General features: G+C 55.3%; 15 protein-coding genes and 1 pseudogene. 12 read left to right on the top strand and 4 right to left on the bottom strand.

The features are described 5' to 3' along the window. Positions 1 to 7: 7 nt before the first annotated feature. Positions 8 to 157 (top strand): annotated as a pseudogene (locus tag ACKGJP_RS24200) (SEC-C metal-binding domain-containing protein); the annotation flags it as partial. 30 nt (positions 158 to 187) lie between these two features. Next, the gene (locus ACKGJP_RS24195; RefSeq protein ID WP_409347356.1) at positions 188 to 787 is read left to right on the top strand and encodes a hypothetical protein; all 600 of its coding nucleotides are present in this window, start codon (positions 188 to 190) and stop codon (positions 785 to 787) included. 323 nt (positions 788 to 1,110) lie between these two features. Here ACKGJP_RS24195 and ACKGJP_RS24190 read toward each other — a convergent pair whose 3' ends face one another. Then, complete coding sequence (locus ACKGJP_RS24190) at positions 1,111 to 2,502, bottom strand: extracellular solute-binding protein (protein WP_409341353.1); 1,392 nt, start codon at positions 2,500 to 2,502, stop codon at positions 1,111 to 1,113. 222 nt (positions 2,503 to 2,724) lie between these two features. On the opposite strand from ACKGJP_RS24190, the gene ACKGJP_RS24185 reads away from it, so the two are divergent. After that, on the top strand, positions 2,725 to 4,017 hold the full coding sequence (locus ACKGJP_RS24185; RefSeq protein WP_409341352.1) for a neutral/alkaline non-lysosomal ceramidase N-terminal domain-containing protein: 1,293 nt from the start codon (positions 2,725 to 2,727) through the stop codon (positions 4,015 to 4,017). A gap of 54 nt (positions 4,018 to 4,071) precedes the next feature. Here ACKGJP_RS24185 and ACKGJP_RS24180 read toward each other — a convergent pair whose 3' ends face one another. Then, positions 4,072 to 4,599, bottom strand: a complete 528-nt coding sequence (locus tag ACKGJP_RS24180; RefSeq protein ID WP_409341351.1) for a hypothetical protein — start codon at positions 4,597 to 4,599, stop codon at positions 4,072 to 4,074. A 92-nt stretch (positions 4,600 to 4,691) separates the two neighbouring features. Here ACKGJP_RS24180 and ACKGJP_RS24175 point away from each other — a divergent pair, with 92 nt between their 5' ends. The 6 genes from ACKGJP_RS24175 to ACKGJP_RS24150 all read left to right on the top strand — a co-directional run bounded on the left by ACKGJP_RS24175 (position 4,692) and on the right by ACKGJP_RS24150 (position 10,998). After that, positions 4,692 to 6,158, top strand: a complete 1,467-nt coding sequence (locus ACKGJP_RS24175; RefSeq protein WP_409341350.1) for a sigma-54 interaction domain-containing protein — start codon at positions 4,692 to 4,694, stop codon at positions 6,156 to 6,158. A 422-nt stretch (positions 6,159 to 6,580) separates the two neighbouring features. Then, positions 6,581 to 7,270 (top strand): CoA transferase subunit A, encoded by a 690-nt coding sequence (locus ACKGJP_RS24170; protein WP_409341349.1) that lies wholly within the window; start codon positions 6,581 to 6,583, stop codon positions 7,268 to 7,270. A gap of 43 nt (positions 7,271 to 7,313) precedes the next feature. Continuing rightward, positions 7,314 to 7,979, top strand: coding sequence for a 3-oxoacid CoA-transferase subunit B (locus tag ACKGJP_RS24165; RefSeq protein ID WP_409341348.1), 666 nt, complete (start codon positions 7,314 to 7,316; stop codon positions 7,977 to 7,979). Between the two features lie 42 nt (positions 7,980 to 8,021). Beyond that, positions 8,022 to 8,798, top strand: coding sequence for a 3-hydroxybutyrate dehydrogenase (locus tag ACKGJP_RS24160; protein ID WP_409341347.1), 777 nt, complete (start codon positions 8,022 to 8,024; stop codon positions 8,796 to 8,798). A 46-nt stretch (positions 8,799 to 8,844) separates the two neighbouring features. After that, positions 8,845 to 9,789: a 3-hydroxyacyl-CoA dehydrogenase family protein gene (locus tag ACKGJP_RS24155; protein ID WP_409341346.1), complete on the top strand. Its 945-nt coding sequence runs from the start codon at positions 8,845 to 8,847 to the stop codon at positions 9,787 to 9,789. A 36-nt stretch (positions 9,790 to 9,825) separates the two neighbouring features. Further along, complete coding sequence (locus ACKGJP_RS24150; RefSeq protein WP_409341345.1) at positions 9,826 to 10,998, top strand: thiolase family protein; 1,173 nt, start codon at positions 9,826 to 9,828, stop codon at positions 10,996 to 10,998. Between the two features lie 154 nt (positions 10,999 to 11,152). Here the strand turns inward: ACKGJP_RS24150 and ACKGJP_RS24145 are convergent, their stop codons facing one another. Next, the gene (locus ACKGJP_RS24145) at positions 11,153 to 12,949 is read right to left on the bottom strand and encodes a putative bifunctional diguanylate cyclase/phosphodiesterase (protein ID WP_409341344.1); all 1,797 of its coding nucleotides are present in this window, start codon (positions 12,947 to 12,949) and stop codon (positions 11,153 to 11,155) included. A 425-nt stretch (positions 12,950 to 13,374) separates the two neighbouring features. Then, the gene (locus ACKGJP_RS24140) at positions 13,375 to 15,294 is read right to left on the bottom strand and encodes an FAD-dependent oxidoreductase (protein WP_409341343.1); all 1,920 of its coding nucleotides are present in this window, start codon (positions 15,292 to 15,294) and stop codon (positions 13,375 to 13,377) included. 229 nt (positions 15,295 to 15,523) lie between these two features. Here ACKGJP_RS24140 and ACKGJP_RS24135 point away from each other — a divergent pair, with 229 nt between their 5' ends. The 3 genes from ACKGJP_RS24135 to ACKGJP_RS24125 all read left to right on the top strand — a co-directional run bounded on the left by ACKGJP_RS24135 (position 15,524) and on the right by ACKGJP_RS24125 (position 18,281). Next, on the top strand, positions 15,524 to 16,381 hold the full coding sequence (locus ACKGJP_RS24135) for an AraC family transcriptional regulator (RefSeq protein ID WP_409341342.1): 858 nt from the start codon (positions 15,524 to 15,526) through the stop codon (positions 16,379 to 16,381). Between the two features lie 89 nt (positions 16,382 to 16,470). After that, the gene (locus tag ACKGJP_RS24130) at positions 16,471 to 17,523 is read left to right on the top strand and encodes a Gfo/Idh/MocA family protein (RefSeq protein WP_409341341.1); all 1,053 of its coding nucleotides are present in this window, start codon (positions 16,471 to 16,473) and stop codon (positions 17,521 to 17,523) included. Further along, entirely contained in the window at positions 17,520 to 18,281 is a 762-nt protein-coding gene (locus ACKGJP_RS24125) for a glucosamine-6-phosphate deaminase (protein ID WP_409341340.1), read from the top strand. Before ACKGJP_RS24130 ends, ACKGJP_RS24125 begins: the two co-directional genes overlap by 4 nt. Positions 18,282 to 18,305 lie beyond the last annotated feature (24 nt).

The raw sequence follows: 18,305 nt of genomic DNA, 5'->3' as shown, positions 1-18,305 counted from the left end.
GGATAAAATGAGGATTAACCTTTTTCCCTTTTGGCAAACTTCTGGTATAATCTTGCTGACCCCACCTTTAACTATACACGAAAGGCTTGATATTATGTCGATCGGAAGAAACGAACCATGCTTTTGCGGAAGCGGCCTTAAATACAAAAAATGCTGCATCAATAAATCGCCTGAAGAGCAAAGCGCCTTGTACGAGGCATTAGACACGCCAAAGCTGTCCCAACACTTTTTCGATCTGCAGCCGTTTAAGAAAGTATCGCAGCCGGCGCTCGTTTGGGGAATGCTGACGCTCCCGGCAACGATGGAGAAGGTCAATCAGCTTTCCAAACAAATGAACCGCGGCAAAGAAGAAGCGGAGCATATAGCAGGCCTCAGCGATGCCGGCAATCTGGTATTGCGGATGAGCGAGCAAACGGATAAAGTCAATCATAAGGTGCTCTTGGATCAGATGCTGAAACATCAAGAAACGGTTACCCCTCTTGTGCTGGACAAGCTGGCGGAGGACAACGATCCCGTTTTCGTCGAATTGGCGGTCCGCTACCTGCACGAAGCGGGCGTCGAGGATTGGGAGCTAATCGCGAAGCTGGCGTCTGAGGCGGATAGCGCGTACAAACGCTCGCTTCTTTCCCTGCTGCTCGGCGTCAAAGGTCCGGAGGACAAGCTGCCGCTCGTTTGGAAGCAGTACTTGGCGATGAAGAAAAACGCCGACCTGCAGAAGGACGAGGAACAAGGTCCGCTTTACGGTTTGATGGAATACGGCTACCGGCTGGGACACCTGGATTCGTAGGGTTCGAGATTATATCGTAAAGCCTGCTCCGCCATATGCGGCGGCGGGCTTTTTGCCGTTGAACCCGTATGCCTCCGAACGAATGACCGGCGTATCTCGGTTGCAAGGCAGCAATAGGTCAAATCGGAGCAAGACTGTGCCGAAAACCGAACGAGAAAACCTCCAAACCCGCTATGTGAACGCGGATTGGAGGTTTGTTTTTGGAAGGCCGTCAAACGGTTAAAGGGAGGGACATACGGCAAGGTTGTCCCTTTGAAAGCCGATATGTCTTAGTGGGATGAGCGTGACGGCAGGCTAGCCTTTGAGGCGAAAATTTCAGCTGTTCACGACCGTGAAACGAGGCGGCCGCTCAGACGAGCGGCGACGTTTTCGGCGGATTCCAGTCCCGACCAGAACAGCTGCATCTCGGCTTCGATTTCGTCGATTGCCTGCGGATCGTCGAATAGTTCGTGCAGGAACAGTCCGAAAGCCCGTTTGTTTTTCGCGATTTCGAGCGATTCCAGCTCATGCCGGTCCCAAACCTTCTCATTCACCGTCTTCAGCACGGACAGAAAACCGGAAGTCCGGCTGATTTGCTCCTGCACGTCAGGAGCCAGGGCTGCCTGAATGAATTGAGCAGCCAGCTCCATATCGCTGCAGCCCGGCAAAACGGTCAGCATGTTGGCGATAAGCATGGTCGATTTTTCAGGGCCGAACGGCAGCTGGGCGACTCGCGGCTCGAACGGCAAATCGCCGCTTTTTAAGTGAGCGATTTCGATGGCGGTGGTCAGCATCATCGCGGCTTTTTGCCTCATAAAGGCGGTAAAATGCTGGGAACGGCCTCCCGGAAGGTGCAGCGTGGCGCTCCGGTCCCGGTAAAGGATGTCGTGAATGAAGGTAAGCGTCTTGAAGAGCGCTTCGCCGCTCCTATTCAAATCGGTGAAGCTGACGCCGTTCTGCAGGGCGATAACGGGCCAGCGGGTAATGGCCGGCGGGAAGGAGAAGCCATATTGATCTACAATCCCGTCCCCGTCCGTATCGACGGTAAGCTTCTTCGCCGCCATCAGGAAATCTTCGCGGGACCAGTTGGGGCGGGGGGGCTCGACGCCGTACCGATCGAACATATCGGGATTGTAAGCCAAATACACGGTCGAGAAACTGACCGGAACGGCCAGCAGCTTGCCGTCTTGGCTGAACGCTTCCAGCAGCCGCGGATACATATCGTGCTCGGCCCCTTCCAGCAGACGGTTGAGCTCAACCATGTCGCGTTCGGGATCGGCTTCCTTATAGTGGCGGTCCGCAACGAAAACGAGGTCGGCCTCGATGCCCATCTCCCGGCTGTCGCGGATGGAAGTCCACAATTGCTCAGTCGGGATCCGGAGTAACTTGACATCGACGGAAGGGTGGCGCCGCTCGAACGTTTCGATAATCGTAGGCATGGCCATGTCGCAAAAGTGCGAGGGCGTTACGGCCAAAATCCGCAGCGTTCTGCGCTTTTCGGCCTGCGTTTCCACATCGGGCGATACGATGGTGCCTTGGCCGACTTTTTTGACGATAAGTCCTTCCTTCAAGAGCTGCTCCAGCGACTTTCGGACGGATGTCCGGCTCATGCCGTAATATTTGCAAAGCTCGTTTTCGGATAATAAAAACTCGCCGGGTTTGATGTAGCCGGACAATATTTGCTCGCGAAGAATGTCCGCAAGCCGCAAATAACGGTATTCTTGTTCTCTTTTCACGCTATCGATCATCCTGTCCTGTAAAATCGGTTTCTTCTGCGCGGATACACCGCTTTAATGTATCTATGATGAGGGAATGTAGGCATGAAAGTCAAGGAGGAGTTGTATAGAACTTGTATCGCGCCTCCAAGTGCACAAATTTCTTCATAAAACAATTGAACAAAATAATAGATACAACTATAATACAGGTATCATTGTTGACTGGAAGGATGGGAATTATACATGGAGCTGCTGCTGGGTACGGCTAAACGGGATATTACACCGGAATATCCCATTGCGCTTGCGGGTTACAGCGGACGTAAAGGCGCAATGGAGGGCGTAAATCTCCCCATTTTTTTACGCATCGCTCTGTTTGGCCAGGAGAGTGAACGGGGATTGCATAAGCAGCTTGTCGCATCCGCCGATATAATCTGGTGGGGGAACGAGCGTATGGAGCCATTGCGATCGAAGCTCGCCGAGCGCTTCGGACTGCGGAAGGAAGATGTGATTTTGGCCGCCTCGCACAGTCATTCCGGACCCCAGACGACCGCCAAGCTGCCGCTGGTCGGGCAAATGGACGAAAACTACGTTCGTTCGCTAGAGGAAAAGCTTTACGAGGGCGTCGAAGTGGCGCAAGCCAATATGGAGCCAGTCACCGCCGAGCTTGGACGGGGCCATTGCAGCGTCGGCGTCAACCGGCGCAAAATCGTGGATGGACGCGCGCTGTTCGAGCCCAATCCGGCAGGTCCTCACGATGATGAGGTAACGGTCGTTCGTTTCCGAAAGGCAGGAGGCGAACCCAAAGCGCTGTTCGTTCATTATACTTGTCATCCTACCGTTACAAATGCGAATAAGCTGTCGGCAGAATTCAGCGGGTTTGCGATGGCGGAAATTGAGCGTCAGCTCGGCGGAGATGCGGTCTCGTTGTTTCTGCAAGGCTGCTGCGGCGATATTCGGCCCGCTTTGGTGCGTGACGGCCAATTTTATGCGGGCAATGAATCGGATGTGAAGGAGCTTGGGGGGAGGCTTGCCGAAGCGGTTGGCAGCGTGCTCGCCGAGCCGCTGCATCCGCTTGCCGCTCGGAGGCTGAACGGGGGACATGCGGCTTGCGAGCTGCCGTTCCAGAGTGTACCGCCAAGGGAAAGGCTTGAAGAGCTGGTTGCCTTAGACGATAAGAGAGTAAGCGATTGGGCCGGACAGCTGCTGGACGACGGGGCGCTGCTGCGTGAGGCGGTTCCGCTCGAGCTCGTGCGGCTCGATATTGCCGAAGGATTATCGCTTCTTTCCATGAACGCCGAAATGGTCGCGGATTACGGCTTATACGTGAAGGTCGCTTCGGCCGGCGCCGTCCTTCCCGTCGCCTACAGCAACGGCATGATCGGCTATGTGCCGACGGCGGAGCAGCTGGTCGAGGGAGGTTACGAAGCGATCGATTCGCACTATTATTTCGGCCTCTGTTCGCCGTTTACAGCATCCTGCGAAGCGATCATCAAGAAGACCGTGGACGATATGCTAGCGGGAAGCCGGAGCGAATAAAAGACGAGCGGATAAACGGTTAGATTCTCATGCGGCTTGCTGCCGTACGGGAGACTAGCCGTTTTTATTTTTCCTCCCGGCGTAAAGGCGAGAGAAAAGAGTCCCTCCCGTACAGCCGATTAATGCGGAGAGGAAGCCGATCGAGAATGTCCATCTATTAAAGTAGAAAGTATTCGTGTACTGGTTAAGCGTCCGGTAACGATAAATCCGGGAGTCCGGAACGGTTGCATTTCCCCCAAGCCGATCGATGAGCCGTTCGATAAACGCGATTTCCATCCAGCAGCACAAAGCAAGCATGGCGGCGGCCAGTACGATTAGCGCAAGGAGAAAGCGCTCGCTCCGGTTTGCCAGCCATCTCACAAGTACAGCTCCTGCCGCAAGCAAAAACAATACGTAAACGAATGCGACGGGCGGCATGACCAGAAGACCGAGGTTTCCGTTACCCGAGTGGCGGTGCGGCTTGATCGTAAAAAGTCCCACGAGCCAAAAACCGGCAACGGCTGAGGGGAAAGCCAGAATCAGTCTGACGACGTGCTTCTTTTCAAGCGGCTTGAACGGCAAGCTCTTCGCTTCGGGCGGCATCGCAATCGTCCCCTTCGCAATATTTCCTTTGCGTCCCTAAGAGTTATGATACTATATCCATATGCGAAAAAAAGGACCGTAGGTGATGAATTGTGCGTTTTGCCAAAAACGGATGGGTGCATCGGATGATCAGAAGCGCGAACGACCGGGCGACATCGGCGGAACAGTCGGCTCGTCTATATAAGTTCGCCTTGGAGGATGCCAACGAGGGCGTTGTGATCGCGGATGCGAACGGCGTGATTTTGACGGCCAACGAAGCGTATGCGTCCTACATCGATCAGACGGTTGCGGGGATGTCGGGCCGGCATGTTACCGAGGTAATCGATAATACGAGGCTTCATATCGTCGCAAAAACGGGAAAGGCGGAATTCGGCGATCTGCAGCTGATCAAGGGGCACTGGATGATCGCAAGCCGCATCCCGATCGTTACGGACGGCGAAGTGGTGGCCGTGGTAGGCAAGATCATGTTCGACGATATCGACCGCTTGTTCGCGATGAACGAGAAGTATAAAGAAATCAAAAAGCATTTGCATTCGAATCCCCGAGACAAAAAGACGGCGGCTACCGGCGCGAAATACGGCTTTTCGCATATTGTCGGCGCAAGCCACGCTTTATCCGACATCAAGCTTCTTGCGGCAAGGGCGGCAAAATCGGGTAGTACGATCCTGATCAGCGGGGAAAGCGGAACGGGCAAGGAATTGTTCGCTCATGCCATCCACCGCGAAAGCTCCCGTTTTTACGGACCGTTCGTCGCCGTCAACTGTGCGGCGATTCCGGAGCAGCTGTTCGAATCCGAATTGTTCGGCTATAAGGAAGGCTCCTTTACCGGCGCCAGCAGGCAGGGGAAAAAGGGGAAGTTTGCTCTGGCGGATAAAGGGACGCTATTTCTCGACGAAGTCGGCGAGCTGCCTTTGACCATGCAAGCGAAGCTGCTGCGCGTCTTGCAGGAAAGAGAGATCGAGCCGGTCGGGGCGCTTAAGCCGGAGCCTGTCGACGTGCGGATTATAGCCGCGACGAACCGGGATTTGAGCAAGCTGGCGGAAGAGGGGGCATTCCGGCGCGATTTGTTTTACCGGCTTCACGTGATCGTGCTTCAGGTGCCGCCGCTTCGGGAAAGACGGGAAGATGTGCCGGAGCTGGCGCGCGAGCTGCTGGCCCAGCTGCAAAGCGAAACGGGTATGTCTGCCGCCGGCATCACGCCCGAAGCGGCAGCGCTGCTGCAGGCATATGACTGGCCCGGCAACGTCCGGGAGCTGAGGAACGTGCTGGAGCGGGCGCTCTTTATAAGGAAGGGAGACGCCATAGCTGCCGGCGATTTGCCGCCGGAGGTGCTTGGCGTCCGAGCGGCGGCTGCTAACGGACTTGCTCTTGCCCGGGAAGAACGCGTGCTCTCAGGCTCCTGGAAATCCTCGATGGAGGCGCATGAGAGGCAGCTGCTTCGTGAGGCGCTTGCCGAGTCCTTGGGGGACAAGCTTCAAGCGGCTAAACGGCTCGGCATGAGCAAGTCCGCTTTTTACGAAAAGCTGGAAAAGTACGGCGCAAGCATGAAGGAAGAATAAAGGAATGGATCGCGTGAAACGTCTGGCATAAGCCGGGCGTTTTTTTTGATTTATCAGAAGTATATCGGGGAAGTCGCTCTAAATCTCGGTAAACGTGCTTGTCCCAAAAAGGACGGCGAAGCCGTTTATCCTTGCTGCGGCTGGAAACCGGCTCCGGGTCTATAGGATTCCAGGAATCCGGAATAATTCCGCATCATCGGAAATATTCCGTGTCGTGCAGCTTCAGCGCCCTTCGCACTGCCGCGTTTACTTGAGCGGCAATCCGCCGTATTGCTAGTCTCGGCCTTTTTGCGATCGTGGCCGGTAAGCCGAAACAGGGCATGAACGGCATGTCATGCCTAATCTATAATCGTTTTCTTAAGCAATTGGCACGATTCTTGCATGTGATATAGACGGATGACATTAAAAGGAGGATCTGCGGCATGAAACCGATTTACACATCCTTTCAAGAAGCGGTGAAGGATATCCCGGACGGGGCGACCCTAATGGTCGGCGGCTTCGGGCTGGTCGGCATCCCGGAGGGCTTGATCGTTGCGCTTGCCGATTCGGGCGTCAGCGGGCTAACCGTTATTTCGAACAATTGCGGAGTGGACGACTGGGGTCTTGGACTGCTGCTGCGAAACAAGCAAATCAAAAAAATGATCGCTTCCTACGTAGGCGAGAACAAAACGTTCGAAAGGCAGCTCATTGACGGAGAGCTGGAGGCGGAGCTGGTTCCCCAAGGAACGTTGGCGGAGCGGATCAGGGCGGGGGGAGCGGGCATACCGGCTTTTTATACGCCTGCCGGAGTCGGCACGCCTGTCGCCGAAGGGAAGGAAGTTCGCCGGTTCGACGGCCGGGACTACGTCTTGGAGCACGCGCTTAGAGCGGATTTCAGCTTGATCCGGGCGCATAAGGGAGACCGCATGGGCAATCTCGTGTATAACAAAACGGCCCAAAACTTCAATCCGATGATGGCGGCGGCGGGACGTATTACGATCGCGGAAGTTGAGCAATTGGCCGAACCGGGCGAAATCGAACCGGCAGCAGTGCACACCCCGGGCATCTATGTGCAGAGGCTCATCCGGGGAGAGCAGGAAAAAAGGATCGAGCGGCTGACTCTGGCGCGCTAGGGCTTCTTGTCCAGTGTGCCGAACCTAACGAAGGAGGATTCGAATGAGTATGACGATGAACGTGCGGGAGAAGATTGCGAGACGCGCCGCACTTGAGGTGAAGGACGGCTACTACGTCAATTTGGGAATCGGAATGCCGACGCTTGTTGCCAATTATTTGCCTAGCGACATGAACGTAATGCTGCAATCCGAAAACGGGCTATTGGGAATCGGTCCTTACCCGACCAGCGAACAGGTCGATCCGGATTTGATTAATGCCGGCAAGGAAACGGTAACTGCGGTTACGGGGGCGGTCTACTTCGATTCCGCCGAATCGTTCGGGATGATCCGCGGCGGACATATCGATCTTGCCATTTTGGGCGGGATGGAGGTCTCGGCTGAAGGACATTTGGCGAACTGGGTCATTCCGGGACAGATGGTAAAAGGGATGGGCGGGGCGATGGATCTCGTACACGGCGCGAAGCGGGTCGTCGTCATCATGGAACTGTTGACGAAGCACGGCAAGCCGAAGCTGCTGGATCGCTGCAGCTTGCCGTTGACCGGCAAAAACGTCGTTCACCGGATTATTACCGAGCAGGCGGTATTTGACGTCACGGAGGAAGGGCTCCGGCTAGTCGAAACGGCCGTCGGCTGCTCGGTCGAGCAAATACGCGGGGCGGTCGAGCCTCAGCTTACGGTTGACGGCAACGTGAAGCTGGATGCGTATTGATGCTAGAACAAAGATTGCGTTAGCAGAGAGGAGCGATTGCCTATGGCGTCGAAACGGGTAGTTCTGATTACGGGTGCAGGCAGCGGAATCGGAAGGAGGATCGGGGAACGGTTTGCGGCTGACGGAGCTGCCGTCGTCATCACCGATCTGCATGCTAAGCTGGCGGTGGAAACGGCGTCCGAGCTTGCTGCCGGCGGATACACGGCCCTCGGGTTCGGCTGCGACGTTACGCGGGAGGAAGATATCGCCGGGGCTGTAGAAGCGGCTGTAAGGGGGTTCGGACGGCTTGACGTACTGGTCAACAACGCCGGCATGCAGTATGTATCGCCGATCGAGGAGTTTCCGACGGACATGTTCGAGAAGATGCTGCGCATGATGCTGACGGCGCCTTTCATCGCGATTAAACATGCGTTTCCGCATATGAAGAGGCAGCGATTCGGACGAATTGTCAATATGGCGTCGATAAACGGATTGATCGGGTTTTCCGGTAAATCCGCCTATAACAGCGCCAAGCACGGCTTGCTCGGTTTAACGAAGGTGACGTCGCTGGAAGGGGCCGAATTCGGGATAACGGCGAACGCGATTTGTCCCGGATACGTCGATACGCCTCTCGTACGCAATCAGTTGGCAGATTTGGCGCGCGTTCGCGGCATCCGGCCGGAGCAAGTGCTGGAGCAGGTCATCTATCCGCTGGTTCCTCAAAAACGTCTGCTCGATGTCGACGAGATTGCCGATTGCGCCTTGTTTTTAGCGAGCGAGCAAGCGAAGGGGATTACCGGTCAAACGCTCGTCGTCGACGGCGGCTATACGGTTCAGTAAGACGTGCGGCATTCACAAGGAACCATAGAAAAGGGGGAATATCCGAATGCATCGATATCATAACATTTCCGTGCTTGGCGCGGGTACGATGGGCCACGCGATTGCAATGCTGCTTGCAGGTAACGGGTTTGCGGTTTCCCTGTACGATCCTAATCGGGAGGCGCTCGATGCGGCAAACCGGCACATAGAGGCAAAGTCGGCCTCTGATCACGGACAGAACAAAGCGCCTGCCGCTCGTTTCCGAAATGCCGACCGCATCCGTTTTACGTCGGACTTGCGTGAAGCTGTCTCCCAGGCGGACCTAGTGTTCGAAGCGGCGCCGGAGCGGCTTGACGTCAAACGCGAACTGTACGGGCGGCTGGAAACGCTCGTAAAGGATTCTGCGGTGATCGCGTCGAATACGTCGTCATATTCTTTGAACATGCTGGCTGAAGGATACAAATTTGCCGATCGGATGGTTATCGCGCATTTTTTTAATCCGGCGCATCTCGTTCCGCTGGTCGAGCTTGTAGGGGGCGCCTCAACCGCGCCGGAGCTTGTAACGGAGCTGGAGGCATTGCTGCGGGATTGCGGCAAAACGCCGGTCGTGCTGCGGAAGGATATCCCCGGGTTTATCGCGAACCGGCTGCAGGCGGCGGTGCTGCGCGAGGCGAGCTTTCTGCTTTCCTCCGGCGTCGCGGACGCGGAGCAGATCGATCTGGCGATGACGGCCGGCCCCGGCTTGCGCTGGGCGCTTAACGGCCCTTTCGAAATCGCGGACTACGGCGGACTCGATATATGGGAGAAGGTAAGCGCAAGGTTGTTCCCGGAGCTGTCTCAGGAAGCTTCCGCTCCCGGTTTTATCCGGGATAAGGTATCGGAAGGAAAGCTCGGGCTCAAGAGCGGGGAAGGCATTTATGCATATCCTGTAGGGAACGGAACGGGAATATCGGACAAAGCCGATGCGCGGGATCGGGCGCTGCAGAGATTGCTGCGCGCCAAACAAGAATGACCGTTAGCCAATACTAGGACAAATGAGGTTGAGAATATGAAGGAAATATACGTACTGGACGGCGCCAGAACCGCGTTCGGCGGGTTTGGACAATCGTTTAAGGATACGCCGGCGGTAGAGCTAGGACTTGTCACGGCGAAGGAAGCGTTGTCGCGTTCGGGTGTCGCTCCGGAAGAAATCGATCAGATTGTATACGGAAACGTGATTCCATCCAGCAAGGACGCAGCCTATCTGGCTCGGCATATCGGCTTGCGCGCGGGCGTTCCGTTAGAGTCTCCCGCCATGGTTGTGAACCGGCTATGCGGCTCCGGCCTGCAGGCAGTCATCTCGGCGGCGCAAAGCATAAGGCTGGGCGAGGCGAACATCGCCCTGGCCGGCGGCGTCGAGACGATGTCGCAAGCGCCGCACGCCACTTTTGCCGGCCGCTTCGGCGGCGTGAAGCTCGGCACGTTCCAGCTGGAGGATGTACTGATGAGCACGTTGACCGATTCGTACATCGGCTGCGGCATGGGGATTACGGCAGAAAACTTGGCCGGTCGTTACGGAATAGGGCGCGACGAGCAAGATGCGTTCGCCGTTCTGAGCCATACGCGCGCTGCAGCTGCTCGCGATCGGCTGGCGGAAGAAATCGTGCCCGTGCAGCAGCGAACGCGAGAGGGTATTCGCTCGGTCGAGCTCGACGAGCTTGTCCGGTCTGACAGCTCTCTGGAGAAGCTTGCGCGTCTGAAGCCGGCGTTCCAAGATGGTGGCTCGGTTACGGCGGGCAATGCCAGCGGAATCAACGACGGCGCCGTCTCGCTCGTGATCGCGGGCGAAGGGGCGCTGAACGGCCGCAAGCCGCTTGCGCGCATCGTATCGTGGGGGATTGCGGGAGTCGACCCTTCCGTTATGGGGATCGGACCCGTCCCGGCAAGCCGGATGGCCCTGCAGAGAGCCGGCTTGTCGATCGCCGATATCGATCTGGCGGAGATTAACGAGGCGTTTGCCGTTCAATATTTGGCGGTAGAGAGGGAGCTCGGATTAGCCCGCGAGCGCACGAATGTAAACGGCGGCGCGGTCGCCATCGGCCATCCCGTGGGGGCGAGCGGCGCTCGCGTGCTGCTGACGCTTGCTTACGAGCTTCGCAGACGGGGCAAGCGTTACGGCCTAGCCTCGCTTTGCGTCGGCGGCGGCCAAGGCGTCGCGATGATAATCGAAAACGTTGGTTGAGCCAATGTCAAAAAAAGTGGTTGAACAGGATCTCGTCTCCTGATCAACCACTTTTTTCACATTTCAGATCGTAGATCTCCGCTGATCGTTCATCGTCTCGGCAAACGAATGGCTTTAAAGGCGCCGTTAGGCGTTTTCCTTGGCTCTGCGGGCGTTACCCAGTCGTAGCCATCGATTCCTGACGAATGTAATGCCAGCGGACGAGGTCGTCCGCATCCATCGGCTTGCCGATCACAAAGCCTTGAATTTCATCACAGCCCAGGCTTTCCAAATATGCGATCTGCTCGGACGTCTCGACGCCTTCCGCGGTTACTTCCAGCTTTAACGTTTTGGCGAGCACGACGATCGCGCGAACGATGGCCGCATCGTCCGAATCCTTGTGGATCCCGCTGATGAAGGATCTGTCGATCTTAATGACGTCGATGGGAAACCGCTTCAAATAGCTGAGTGACGAGTATCCCGTGCCAAAATCGTCGATCGAGATCGTTAGTCCCGTTTCCTTCAGTACATGGAGCATAAGGCCCGCATAATGCGCGTCCTGCATGGCGGCCGTTTCGGTTATTTCCAGCTCCAGCAAATCGGGCGACAGCCCCGTTTCCTTAAGCGTCTGCTCGATGACCTCGGGCAGCTCGGTATGGCGGAATTGCCTGGTGGACAAGTTTACGCTAACGCGAAAAAGCGGCAGCCCCTGATCGGTCCAGCGTTTACGCTGTCTGCAGGCTTTGCGAAGCACCTGCTCGCCGATTTGGACGATTAAGCCGGTATCCTCGGCAAGCGGAATAAAATCGTTAGGCGGGATCATCCCTTTTTCCGGATGCTGCCATCTGACGAGCGCTTCCACGCAAACGAGTTCTCCCGTTTTGGTATTCAGCCTCGGCTGATAGTAGACGACAAGCTCGTCCCTGTCGATGGCGTGGCGGAGCATGGCTTCTTTGCGGACGCGTTCGGTCGTGCCGTCCTCCTCCATTTGTCTCCGGTAAAATTGAAAGTTGTTGCGGCCGTCCTCTTTGGCCCGGTACATAGCGGCTTCGGCGTTGCGCATCAACGAATTCGCATTGTGGGCATCGTTGGGATATAGCGCTATGCCGATGCTGGTTGTTAAAAAAACCTCGTTACGGTTTATGGATATCGACTGCTGCATCGCTTCGATCGCCGATCGCGCGATATGGGCAGCTTCGTCGGAATCGGCGGTTTCCGACAGCAGAATCGTAAATTCATCGCCTCCCATGCGAGCCAGCATCGCTTTTGCCGGCAGGATGTTCCGAATGCGCTCGGTCACTACTTTTAATAATTGATCGCCGGCGTCATGTCCCATATTATCGTTCACATATTTAAACTGATCGAGATCGACGAACATAATTGCCGTGGCATGCCGGTTGCGGTCGGCCTGCCGGAGCGCGGCGTTCAAACGGCTTTTAAACAGGTGGCGGTTCGGAAGCCCGGTCAGCAAATCGTAAAAAGCAAGGCGATTCAGCCGATCTGTGCTGGGACCGATAAAAAAAATGATGAGCACCATCGCGCCGATCATGATGAGCATATCGAGCGTAGCCATAGACATGCCCTTCATCTGATGATAAATCAGCAGGATGGATAAACCGCCGAAGCCTGCAGCCGTTGCGACGAGCGTGCCTAGCTCAAAGGCGTACAACGGGATCAGGAACAGGATTAGCCAGTGCGGCTCTGCTTGCGGAGCCCAGCCCGGGATCATATGGATCGCCAGACAAATGGCATAATCGGTTAACGCAACCGCCCAGACGGCTCTTTTGCGGAGCCAATCGGAAAGCACGCCGACGCCAAAGGCGAAATACATGAGCAGCAGAAACCAAATAAACGAGAACGCAATCAATAAAATCATGTCTGCTTGACGATTTACGGTTACATATAAGCCTGCGAGTACGAGAGGAATGGTTAAATGCCCGATTGCAAAAACTTTGCCTTTCTTATGGAACATCAAAAGCACCTCGTAGCAGAATAGGATGAGATTGGAAAAGTGCCAACTCCAATTATATACCAATTTATACAAGGTTACTATGAAAAAAAACAATCCTATCACATATTTGTTATTAAAGGCATCGCGGATTGGAATCGTCCGATGATTGCGCTTACAATCCTTGTCCCAAACGGGGGGCTATGTGTCCGAGGAGGGCTTCCTTTCATTCGAAGCGTGGTTGCGATGGAAGAGAGATCCACTTATGCGAATGTATGCTGGGGCATGCAATAGTAAACATAGGTTCATCATTAGTGAACGCAGGTTCACTCGGGGCTAAGAACCGGTCCTGCTCAAAGCTCGCAAGCATAAAAAAGCTGTCTCAAAAGGTCTAAATTGACCTTCCGAGACAGCCTTATTGCGCTGCATCTGCTTGAGAAAGCGGAGCCCTACGAATGAACGGGCGATTTCACTTGCTCCAAAACGAGCTTCGCAGCCGTGCGGGCGCTTGAGAAGGCGCGTTCCGCCAGCTCGCCCTTGCCCTCGCAGCCGTCGCCGCAGAAATAGAACGGCACGCTCTCGATATGAACGGGCAGCAGCCGGTTCGTTGCGATATTTTTGACGCTGGAGACCATCGCTTTTTTGGATACCCGCTTCACGGCGATTTCATCCCGCCAGCCCGGATAGTACTGGTCGAACAAGGCTTCCATTTGCGACGTTTTGCTTTCCAGATAGGCCTTGCGGTCGTCATCGCTAGCGAAGTCGTCGCTCAAATAAGCAATGCCCTGCAGGAGCTGTCCGCCTTCGGGAATGAGCGTATGATCCGTCGCCGAAACGTCGCTGATGAACATTTTGTTGTCCATATCGCTGATATAACTGAACGGACGGGCGACGACGCGGTTCAGGCCGATGTCATAGACCATGACTTCCGTAGACGTGTTTCCGTCGTACGGCGCCAGGAACGGCTCCCAGGCAGTGTCTTTAAGAAACTTGACGACCTGCTGGACAGGCATCGCAAAGATGATTTTATCGAACGCTTCCTCGCGGGTTTTCGTTTTGAGCCAGTACTGCTTGTCGGCGTATCGAACGGATTCTACGCCTTCCTGAAGCGCAAGGTTCCAGCGTCCGGACGTTTCGAGCTTCTGGCGAAGCTGGTTCGTAATGACCGCCCAGCTGCCAAGCACATAGTTGACCGGCCGGCTGGAGAGGAACAGATTATGATAATAATCGCTGATTACCGCACCCGACACCCTGCGTGCATCCTCCGGCGTGATGAAAAAGTTGGAGCAAACGAGATGCTCCCACAATTCCTTCAAATCCTCGTCCGCATCGGATTTCTCGATATAGTCTCCGAGCGTCGCGTAATCCTTCAACGTATGAATATTTGCAATGATTGCCGTGATCTCGCCCACGAAGCGCACCTTCTGCATCGTGCTGAGCAGATCGGTGCTGAGCAGATTGACGAAATCCAGCGGCGCGCGCGTGATTTGACCGTGCTTGGCGTACATGACGTTCCGTTTGTCGACCTGCTTGCTGCTGAACGAAAGGCCTAGCTCCTTTTCGAGCGTAGAAATTTTGTGCCTGTCGATGCCGTAGATGGCATGAGCGCCGTAATTTAGCGTAAAGCCGGATTTCTCGTAAGTAAAAGCGCGTCCTCCGAGCTGAGGGCTTCTTTCGAACAGGATGCCTTCAATTTGCGTCGATTCCGATAAATAAGCGGCAGCGGTGAGACCTGCGAGTCCTCCGCCGATAATGGCTACTTTCATTTTCGATTCCTCCTTGGTTTTCGGGTAAAGCTCTAAGGTGTTGGCGTAATCGGTATTGACGCGAATTCCGTCCCATACGAGAGCAAGCTTGTCGCGCATCATGACGGCCAGATCGGTTTCCTCTTGCAGACACCAGATCATCAGCGTGCCCATATAGGTGGTTACCAGAAGCTCGGCTTTACGGCGCTCCGGCAGCCAAACCTGCAAGCTGTCCAGCAATATCCGGAACTGCTTGCCTTCTGCGGTAAGCGGATCGTTGTTCTGCATCGAGAGAAGCATCGAGCTGCGAATCAGCTTCCTATAGCCGGCGATATTAGACGCAAGGTCTAAGAACAGCCGGTTGATATGTCCCTCAAGCGATTGTACCTTCGAGGGGGTTTGCTTCGCCCACTCTTCGATGACTGCGGACTGTTTGCGGTCCACTTCCCACAAAATATCGTCTTTGCTATTGAAATAGTGGTAAAACGTTCCTTTCGACGTATGCGTGGCGTTAATAATATCGTCCACCGATACGTTCTCGTAGCCGCGTTCGACGAAAAGGCCCAAGGCGACATCCCTGACATGCTCACGCTTTTTGCGTGTCGACGACCGCATGAAACGCATGGTTAGTTTCCCCCGATCGAGGCCGTTCGATTTGGTTCCGTTCACAGTATATTCAATATTAGACCGAAAGTCTACTCCGAAATTAGACTTTAAGTCTAAAAAAGAGCGCATCTATCCCGTTTATGCCGATCATGCTTCGCGGAACCGTCTCCGCACGCCGTTTTCCTATGGTATAATTCAGAAAACATGCCAATTGCGCACGCTGAAGGGAAGGGCGGCTGACGATCCGATGGACAACCTTAGTATGGTCCGTTTCGAATATAGAAAGACGGAGCCGATCGCATCGGTGTTTCACTCGCATCCGAATTATGAAATCTTTTATTTTCACGAGGGCAAGGGCAATTATTTGATCGGCGGAAACATTTATTCGCTATCGCCCGGTGACCTTATTTTGATGCACGGAATGACGCTCCATTGTCCGAATATGGATGCGAGCTATCAATACGTTCGTTCGGTCATCGGTTTCGACCCCGCCTATATCCGGACGATTGCGGGACAACTGCTGTCCGTCAACTTGCTCGATCCCTTCGAGCAGCTGCAAAATTGCCGCATCGCGCTGCAGGGCGATTCCAAAGCCAAATTCGAAATGCTGCTAGCGGATATGAACGTTTTGCACGGACGGACGGATGCGGTTTCGGCAGACCGGTTTACGCTATCGTTAGTCGGACTTTTGCTCGAAATTTACGATATCGGCCAAAATCCAAGAGGACGCGGGCAAGACGTGTCTACGGAAAAAGAGCAGACCGTGCAGAAGGTTATCTCTTATCTGGAAGACCATTATGTGGACGACGTTCATCTGGACGATCTCGGCGAGCATCTGCATCTGAATAAGCATTACTTGGCGCGTACGTTCCGCGATATTACGGGCGTTACGATATTTACTTATTTATACAGACGGCGCGTCAACCAGGCCAAAATCAAGTTTTTGCTCGAAAACGGGCTTTCGGTGACGGACGTATGTTTTCAAGTCGGCTTTAAAAACTTGTCGCACTTCAGCCGCGTATTTAAGCAGCAGGTCGGACAAACCCCTGAACAGTTTCGGCGCATGGTAAAAAGTCAACCAGAGCAAAATGCCCTTCTCGAATAGTCAATGCGGTGGAAACCGTTTGCAGCCTGCCTCTGATACAATTTGGTCTAGAACGAAACGAATTTAGACGGAAAAACGGGGGATGCAAAATGAAACCAATGCGTTTTGCTATCATTGGCTGCGGCGTGATCGGAAAAGCCCATGCCGCAATATTGAAGGAAATGCCGGATGCCGAGCTTGTCGCCGTTTCCGACGAAGTGGAGGCGCTCGGCCGAAGCCTCGCCGATAACGCAGGCGCCGCTTATTATCCGGACTACCGGGAAATGCTTCAGCGCTCCGATATCGATATCGTCACCATCGCTACGCCTAGCGGCATGCACGGCGAGCATGCGATCGCCTGCGCCCATGCGGGCAAGCACGCGATCGTCGAGAAGCCGATCGAAATCACGCTGGAGAAAGCCGATGAGATCATCCGGATTTTCGCCGCAAAAGGGCTGAAGCTGTCGTCGGTTTCCCAAACCAGGTTCAGCTGCGACATTCAGAAGGTCAAAAAGCTGATCGAATCGGGCAAGTTCGGCCGGCTGATCATGGGGACAACCGCCGTGCATTGGTACCGTTCGCAGCAGTACTACGACAGCGGTGACTGGCGAGGCACCTGGGCGCTAGACGGCGGCGGAGCTTTGATGAACCAAGCGATCCACCGCATCGATCTGCTGCAATATTTGATGGGACCGGTTCGCTCGGTCCACGCGCATTGCGAGACGCTCGGCCACGAACGGATCGAGGTGGAGGACGTGGCGGTCGCTTCCGTCCGGTTTGCGAACGGAGCCGTCGGCTCGATTACGGCCACGACTTGCGCATTTCCGGGCTTGCCCACGCGCATCGAGATTATCGGCGAGAACGGGACCGCCGTTTTCGAGAACGAACAGCTGACCCGGCTTGCGTTCAAGGATGAGGAAGAGGAAAACGGCGCAGCCGCCAAAAGCGCAGCCGGGGCGTCATCCGACCCCACCGTCCTTTCGTCGAGCTCCCACCGTCCGCAGTTCGAGGATATGATCGCAGCGGTTCGCGAAAACCGGGAGCCGGTTATCAACGGCGAACAGGGGCGGCTGCCGCTCGAGATCATTATCGGTATTTACCGCTCCTCGCAGACGGGTCAAACCGTAACGCTGCCGATCGTAACCGGGGGTGCCGGATCATGACGCTCGTCCAAACGGCGAAAGCAGACCGGCTGCGCGTAGAAGTTTACGACACACGGCTTGCGATGGGGAATGCCGCCGCTAAGGCGGCCGCCGCCAAAATCCGCGAGCTGCTGGAAAAGAAGCCGCGGGTTCGGATGATTTTCGCCGCGGCGCCCTCGCAGAACGAATTTCTTGCGGCCCTTATGAAGGAAGAGGGAATCGATTGGCCGCGCATCACGGCATTTCATATGGATGAATACATCGGCCTCGCGGAAGATGCTCCGCAGCGCTTCGCCAAATTTTTGTGCGACGGGCTGTTCGACATCGTGAAGCCCGGCGAGCTGCATCTGATCCAAAGCAGCCGGGGCATCGAAGAAGAATGCGCGCGCTACGGCACCTTGATCGAAGAAGCGCCGATCGACATCATCTGTCTTGGCATCGGGGAGAACGGGCACATCGCGTTTAACGATCCGCCCGTGGCCGATTTCCAAGACCCGCATGTCATTAAAGCGGTTGAGCTCGATGAGCCTTGCCGGCAGCAGCAGGTGAACGACGGCTGCTTCCCGAGCTTCGCGGATGTGCCGACGCATGCGCTGACGCTTACGATCCCGACGATGATGTCGGGCGCGCATTTGTTCTGCATGGTTCCCGGCAAGACCAAGCGGAACGCGGTGCGCGAAACGTTGAACGGCGCCGTTTCTACGGCTTGTCCGGCGACGATATTGCGCACGCACGGGGATTGCACGCTGTATGTCGATCTCGATTCGTACGGCGCGTAACAAGCGGAAGGAAGGCGATGGTTC

This window comes from Paenibacillus litoralis (assembly GCF_046244365.1).
GTDB lineage: Bacteria > Bacillota > Bacilli > Paenibacillales > NBRC-103111 > Paenibacillus_V.
Note: the sequence above shows the minus strand (reverse complement) of the source record. Positions and strands in the feature narration are given on the sequence as shown.